This window comes from Micromonospora sp. NPDC023633 (assembly GCF_040640035.1).
Classification (GTDB): domain Bacteria; phylum Actinomycetota; class Actinomycetes; order Mycobacteriales; family Micromonosporaceae; genus Micromonospora.
Genome location: NZ_JBFABB010000081.1, coordinates 24,910 through 31,714, shown reverse-complemented (window position 1 = coordinate 31,714; position 6,805 = coordinate 24,910). Strand labels below are relative to the sequence as shown.

Below are 6,805 nucleotides of genomic sequence, written 5' to 3'. Positions count from 1 at the left end.
GGGCCGGCCCGGTGCGCGGCGCCGGCGGCTGGCCACGGGAGGGGCCGGACGGCCCGGGGCGGGGCCCGTCGGGCCACTGGTCGCGGCCGGTCTCGGGCGAGCTGGAGGGAAACACGCCCCGATCGTGCCAGACCGGCCGGCCGACGCGCGGGTCACGGTTTCGGCAACGTTAAAACCTGGGGCACGATCACGGGCAAGCCGGGCAAACGGGAAAGGACGCGGAGGCGCGACCGGGGCAATCGGTTACGCTCGACCCGTTACCCGCCCCGTCAGCGACGCCGGGACCCACGCAAGTTCATCAGCGCCACACCCCGCCGCGGAGTGCGCTGGTCGCGCGCGGCCGACGGCCGCCGGGACGGAGGTGATCGTGGAGATCCTGCTGCTGGTGACCGCGCGCGCAGGCGAACCATCCGCAGTGCTGCCGGCGCTCGACCTGCTGCCGCACTCGGTCCGCACCGCGCCCCGCGACGTCCGCACGCTGGTCGCCGGCCCCAGTCCGGACGTGGTGCTGGTCGACGCCCGCTCCGAGCTGAGCGAGGCCCGGGCGACCTGCCGGATGCTGCACGCCACCGGGCTCGGGGTGCCGCTGGTCGCGGTGGTCACCGAGGCCGGCCTCATCGCGCTCAACGCCGACTGGGGCGTCGACGACGTCATCCTCGCCACGGCCGGCCCGGCCGAGGTGGAGGCCCGGCTGCGCCTCGCCGTCGGGCGGCTGAGCAACGCCACCGCCGGGGCGGGCGGCTCGATCCGCGCCGGCGAGCTGACGATCGACCCGGACACCTACGCCGCGAAACTCAAGGGCCGGCCGCTCGACCTCACCTACAAGGAGTTCGAGCTGCTGAAGTTCCTGGCCCAGCACCCGGGCCGGGTGTTCACCCGGGACCAGCTCCTGCGCGAGGTGTGGGGCTACGACTACTTCGGCGGCACCCGCACCGTCGACGTGCACGTCCGGCGGCTGCGCGCCAAGCTCGGCTCCGAGTACGAGTCGATGATCGGCACGGTGCGGCAGGTGGGCTACAAGTTCGTCGTACCGCCCTCCCGTTCCCTGCCGGAGAGCGAGCACGCGCCCCTGCCGGTCTGATTTTCCCCTCCTTCGGGGAAGGTTTCACTTACATCCCTTTTTGAGCATCTCGCCGGTTCTATTCTGACTGCCGGGTTTGCGACAAAAAGGGGGCGGCGGGGTGCGCATCAACCACGGGGGCGGCGGCGGATCGGCACGGACGGGCCCACTGATCCGGGATCCCTCGGCGGCGCGCACCATCGGTCTCGTCGCGCTGGTGGTCGTCGGGCTGCTCGGCTCCGCGTACGCCCTCGGCCGCAGCCTGGTCCCCGACCCGCCGAAGTCCCGCGTCGCCACCAGTGCCACCGGCCCGCACTACGCCGACCAACCACCGGCGAGCGACACTCCCCGCCCCACGAAGGAGGGCGACCCGAGCAGCGGCCCGACGGAGGCCGGGCAGGACGGCGGCCCCGGCCCCGACGGCACGCCGTCGCCGGGCCCGACCGACGGGCCGTTCGGCACGCAGACCACCAGCGGCACCTCGCTGGTCGCGCTGACCTTCGACGACGGGCCGGACCCGCAGTACACCCCGCAGGTGCTCGCCCTGCTCCGCGAGCACCGGGTGCGGGCCACCTTCTGCGTGGTCGGTGAGAACGCGCAGAGCCACCCGGACCTGATCCGGGCCATCGCGGCCGACGGGCACACCCTGTGCAACCACAGCTGGAACCACGACGTCACCCTCGGCCAACGGTCGCCGGCCGCCATCCGGGCGGACCTGCTGCGCACCAGCGCGGCCATCCGGGCGGCGGTGCCCGACGCGCGGATCGCGTACTACCGGCAGCCCGGTGGCGCCTGGACGGGCCAGGTGGTGTCGGTGTCCCAGGAGCTCGGCATGACGCCGCTGCACTGGACGGTGGACCCGGCGGACTGGGAGGTGCCGGGAGCCGGCCCGATCGCGGCGACGGTCGTGGCGGACGTCGTACCCGGCTCGGTCGTGCTGCTGCACGACGCCGGCGGCGACCGGCAGGGCACCGTGGACGCGTTGCACCGCATCCTGCCGGCCCTGACCAGCCGGTTCCAGGTGGAGGCGCTGCCCGACGGGGCGACGTGAGCCGGTTGGCGGACGGTTCGACACGGGGGGCCGGCCGGGCGACGACCGCCGTACCGCCCGGCGGCCGACCGAGCGCGGCGGCGCCGGGGGTCGACCCGACTACGGTGACGTCATGAGCAACCCCGAAGCGAGCAGCGGCCGGGTGACCCGGGCCGAGCGCCTCAGCCCCACAGAGATCGCCGACGTGACGACCCTCGCACGGGTCGCCGGCGACGCGGACGGGGCGGACCCGTTCGACGAGCACGTCCTGCTCCGGCTCCGCGACCCGGACGCACCCGCGGTGCACCTGACCACCCGTGCGGACGACGGCACACTGACCGGGTACGCGCACCTGGACACCACCGACCCGGGCGCGGGGGTCGGGGTGGAACTGGTGGTGCACCCGGCGTACCGGCGGCGCGGGGCGGGTCGGGCGCTGGCCCGGGGCGTCCTGGCGGCGGCCGACGGCCCACTGCGGGTGTGGGCGCACGGCGACCACCCCTCGGCCGCCGCGCTCGCCGTCGACCTGGGCCTGCGCCGGGCGCGGGTGCTCTGGCAGCTGCGCCGGCCGCTGACCGCCCCGATCCCCGACCACCCGTTGCCGGACGGGGTGACGCTGCGCGCGTTCCGGCCCGGCGCCGACGACGAGGAGTGGCTGGCGCTCAACGCGCGAGCCTTCGCCGAGCACCCGGAACAGGGTCGCTGGTCCCCCGCCGACCTGCGGGTACGCCTCGCCGAGCCGTGGTTCGACCCGGAGGGCTTCCTGCTCGCCGTCGACGGGTCCACCGGTCGGCTGCTCGGCTTCCACTGGACGAAGGTCCACGAGCGGGCCGGCTCGGCCCGGATCGGCGAGGTCTACGTCCTCGGCGTGGACCCGTCGGCCCACCGCGGCGGGCTGGGCCGGGCGCTGACCGCGGCCGGGCTGGCGTACCTGCGGGACCGGCGGGACCTGGACCGGGTCATGCTCTACGTCGACGAGTCGAACACCGCCGCGGTCGCGCTCTACGAGCGGCTCGGCTTCGCCCGCTGGTCGGCGCACGTCAACTACCAGTCGGCCTGACGCCGGCGCGGGCCCGGGTCGCGGCGGCCCGGGCCCGCGCGTGCCGCCCGGCACGGGTCACCGTCGGATGACGGCGACGCATCCGGGAGATGACGCCCTACCGGGAAAATCCCCATACTTCCGACAGGGGCATCCGAGTTCACTTAACGGACAACTCACCCTCAGCGAGCGGTCATCTGCGCTGCCGCACCTGTTCACCCCCCGTTCACTTCTGACCGGCGAACCGGCTACCTGGCGCTCCTAACTTTTGGATCAGCCGGTCAGCGCCGGCACCCCGGGCCCCAATCCGGGTGCGAAGTCAGACGTGAAGGGAAACCCCTCAGGTGAAGCTCCAGCGGCACGGCACTCTCGCCTGCCTCGCTCTTACCGCGACGCTCGCTCTCAGCGCATGCGGCTCGGACAACAACGAGCCCGCGAGCAGCGCCTCCGCCTCCGGGTCGGCCGCCGCCGACTGCGCCACCGGCACGCTGAACGCCCAGGGCTCGTCGGCGCAGAAGAACGCGATGGACGAGTGGATCAAGGCATACCAGCAGAAGTGCTCGGGCGCCAAGATCAACTACGAGCCCTCCGGCTCGGGCGCCGGCATCCAGGCCTTCATCGCCGGCACCGCCGACTTCGCCGGCTCGGACTCCGCTCTGAAGGAGGAGGAGCAGCCGCAGGCCAACGCCAAGTGCGTCGGCGGCGCCGCGATCAACCTGCCGATGGTGATCGGCCCGGTCGCCATCGCCTACAACGTCAGCGGCGTGGACAACCTCCAGCTCAAGCCGGCCACCCTGGCGAAGATCTTCGCCGGCAAGGTGACCAAGTGGGACGACCCGGCGATCAAGGCCGACAACCCGGACGCCAAGCTGCCGTCGACCGCCATCAACGCGGTGCACCGCTCGGACTCCTCCGGCACCACCGACAACTTCACCGACTTTCTCGCCAAGACCGCCGCGTCCGACTGGACCTTCGGCAAGGCCAAGGAGTGGAAGGCCCCGGGCGGCACCGGCGCGGCGAAGTCCGACGGCGTGGCCAGCGCGATCAAGGGCCAGGACGGCACCATCGGCTACGTCGAGTGGTCGTACGCCGAGAACGGCGGCCTGAAGACCGCGAAGGTCGGCAACGGCGCGGGTGAGTTCGCCGAGCTGACCGCCGAGTCGGCCGGCAAGACCATCGCCGGCGCCGAGGTGGTCGGCCAGGGCGACGACCTGAAGATGAAGATCGACTACAACACCAAGGAGGCCGGGGCCTACCCGATCGTCCTGGTGACCTACGAGATCGTCTGCACCAAGGGCCTCGCCGCCGACAAGCTCCCGCTGGTCAAGGGCTTCCTCGGCCACGCCGCCAGCACCGAGGGCCAGGCCGACCTGACCGAGCTGGGCTACGCCCCGCTGCCCGAGTCGGTCCGCGCCAAGGTCGAGGCCGCGGTCAAGAACCTCGCCTGAGCCGTCCGCATCGACACCGTCACCACCACCTCAACGCGAAGCGAGCGAGCAGATGGGTGAAACCCCTCACCGCTCGGCCCACGCCGGCACCGGCGGGACGCGCGTGACCGAAGGTCACGACCGGCCCGCCGGTGCCTCGGCGCGTCTGGCCGAGGCACCAGTCAGCACCCGTACCCCGGGCGGAGCCGGCTTGGGCGGCGGCGGCGCGCTGCCCCGGGCCCGCGCGTTCGGCGCCGAACGGGCCTTCCGCGCCCTCACCCTCGCCGCCGGCACCGCCGTCCTGGTCGTCATCGCGGCGATCGCGGTCTTCCTGGTCGCCAAGGCGGTGCCGGCGCTACGGGCCAACACCGAGAGCTTCTGGACCTTCGAGGGCTGGTTCCCGAACGACGCGGAGCCGAAGTTCGGCATCGGGGCGCTCGCCTTCGGCACCGTGCTCAGCTCCGCGCTGGCCCTGCTCATCGCGGTGCCGGTGGCCCTGGGCATCGCCCTCTACCTGTCCCACTACGCGCCGCGCCGGCTCGGCACCACGCTGGGCTTCCTGATCGACCTGCTGGCCGCGGTGCCGAGCGTGGTCTTCGGCCTCTGGGGCCGCGACGTCTTCATCAACCCGGTGCGGGACTTCTCCGCCTGGCTGAACACGTACTTCGGCTGGATCCCGATCTTCGGGGGCGACGGCCCGTTCGGGAAGTCCATCATGCTGGGCGCGCTGGTCCTGGCGATCATGGTGCTGCCGATCATCACCTCGCTCTCCCGCGAGGTGTTCCTGCAGACCCCGACCGCCAACGAGGAGGCCGCCCTCGCCCTCGGTGCCACCCGCTGGGAGATGATCCGCACCGCGGTGCTGCCGTACGGCCGCCCCGGCATCGTCGCCGCCGTGATGCTCGGCCTGGGCCGGGCGCTCGGCGAGACCATCGCCCTGGCGATGACCCTCGGCATCACCTTCGGCATCTCGTTCAACCTCATCGAGAGCGGCGGCAACACCATCGCCGCCAACATCGCCAACACGTTCGGCGAGGCGAACGACACGGGTCGGGGCGCGCTGATCGCCTCGGGCCTCGTGCTCTTCGCCATCACGCTGATCGTCAACATCACGGCGCGGGCGATCATCCACCGCCGCCGGGAGTTCACGGAGTCGGCCGCATGACCACTGTTGCATCGCACCGGACCCGCCCGCCGGCCCAGCCGCCCACGCTGCGGGCCCGGCGCCTGCCGAAGTACGCCGCGCCGGCCATCGCGGCAGCCGCCCTGCTGGTCGCCGCCGCGTTCGTGTACGGCACCGACACGGGCGGCCCCGTGCTGGTCGTGGTCCTCGGCGCGCTGCTCTACCTGGCCGGCCTGTTCGCCGCCGCGAACCGCGTCGAGGGGCGGCGGTCCGCCCGCAACCGCACCTGGAGCGCGCTGATCCACTCCGCGTTCGTGCTGGCCGTCCTGCCGCTGGCGTCGGTGGTCTGGACCCTGGTCAGCAAGGGCGCGGAACGCCTGGACGCCGACTTCTTCCTCACCTCGATGAACAACATCGGCGCGCGGGACCCGAACGGCGGCGCGTACCACGCGATCGTCGGCACGCTCCAGCAGGTCGGCATCGCCGCCCTGATCACCGTCCCGCTCGGCATCCTCTGCGCGATCTACATCGTCGAGTACGGCCGGGGGCGGTTCGCCCTCACGATCCGGTTCTTCGTGGACGTGATGACGGGCATCCCGTCGATCGTCGCCGGCCTGTTCGTGCTGGCGTTCTGGGTGCTGATCGTCTCGCCGTGGTTCAACGACGGGCGGCCCAGCTTCTCCGGCTTCGCCGCCGCGCTCGCGCTGAGCGTGCTGATGCTGCCCACCGTGGTCCGCTCCACCGAGGAGATGCTGCGTCTCGTCCCGGCGCCGCTGCGCGAGGGGGCGTACGCCCTCGGCGTGCCGAAGTGGAAGACCATCCTGCGGGTCGTGCTGCCGACCGCCCTGCCGGGCATCGTCACCGGCGTCATGCTCGCCATCGCCCGCGCGGCCGGCGAGACCGCCCCGGTGCTGCTCGTCGCCGGCGGCGGCGCGGCGATCAACTTCAACCCGTTCGAGAACAACCAGTCGTCGCTGGCCCTCTTCGTCTACCAGCAGGCCGGTGACGCGTCACGGTACGCGCCGGCGCGGGCGTGGACCGCGGCACTCACCCTGGTCGCCCTCGTGCTGATCCTGACCGTCGCGGCGAAGCTGCTGGCCCGTCGCAACCGGCTCGGCCGATGAAC

General features: G+C 72.9%; 6 protein-coding genes. All 6 read left to right on the top strand.

Going from position 1 to position 6,805, the window contains the following annotated elements; translation table 11 throughout:
- Window positions 1–361 precede the first annotated feature (361 nt).
- Window positions 362–1,081, top strand: a complete 720-nt coding sequence (locus AB0G13_RS23220) for a response regulator transcription factor (RefSeq protein WP_357877692.1) — start codon at window positions 362–364, stop codon at window positions 1,079–1,081.
- A 148-nt stretch (window positions 1,082–1,229) separates the two neighbouring features.
- A complete protein-coding gene (locus AB0G13_RS23215; protein WP_357877709.1) occupies window positions 1,230–2,111 on the top strand; it encodes a polysaccharide deacetylase family protein in 882 nt (293 codons plus the stop codon).
- 112 nt (window positions 2,112–2,223) lie between these two features.
- Window positions 2,224–3,150: a mycothiol synthase gene (mshD, locus tag AB0G13_RS23210; RefSeq protein ID WP_357877689.1), complete on the top strand. Its 927-nt coding sequence runs from the start codon at window positions 2,224–2,226 to the stop codon at window positions 3,148–3,150.
- Window positions 3,151–3,473: 323 nt separating this feature from the next.
- Entirely contained in the window at window positions 3,474–4,577 is a 1,104-nt protein-coding gene (gene pstS / locus AB0G13_RS23205) for a phosphate ABC transporter substrate-binding protein PstS (RefSeq protein WP_357877686.1), read from the top strand.
- Between the two features lie 52 nt (window positions 4,578–4,629).
- A complete protein-coding gene (gene pstC / locus AB0G13_RS23200; protein WP_357877683.1) occupies window positions 4,630–5,721 on the top strand; it encodes a phosphate ABC transporter permease subunit PstC in 1,092 nt (363 codons plus the stop codon).
- On the top strand, window positions 5,718–6,803 hold the full coding sequence (pstA, locus tag AB0G13_RS23195; RefSeq protein WP_357877680.1) for a phosphate ABC transporter permease PstA: 1,086 nt from the start codon (window positions 5,718–5,720) through the stop codon (window positions 6,801–6,803). Before pstC ends, pstA begins: the two co-directional genes overlap by 4 nt.
- Window positions 6,804–6,805: the final 2 nt, after the last annotated feature.

Coding starts and splice junctions, on each gene's coding strand:
- mshD (WP_357877689.1), top strand. CDS start 2,224: ATGAGCAACCCCGAAGCGAGCAGCGGCCGGGTGACCCGGGCCGAGCGC.
- pstC (WP_357877683.1), top strand. CDS start 4,630: ATGGGTGAAACCCCTCACCGCTCGGCCCACGCCGGCACCGGCGGGACG.
- pstA (WP_357877680.1), top strand. CDS start 5,718: ATGACCACTGTTGCATCGCACCGGACCCGCCCGCCGGCCCAGCCGCCC.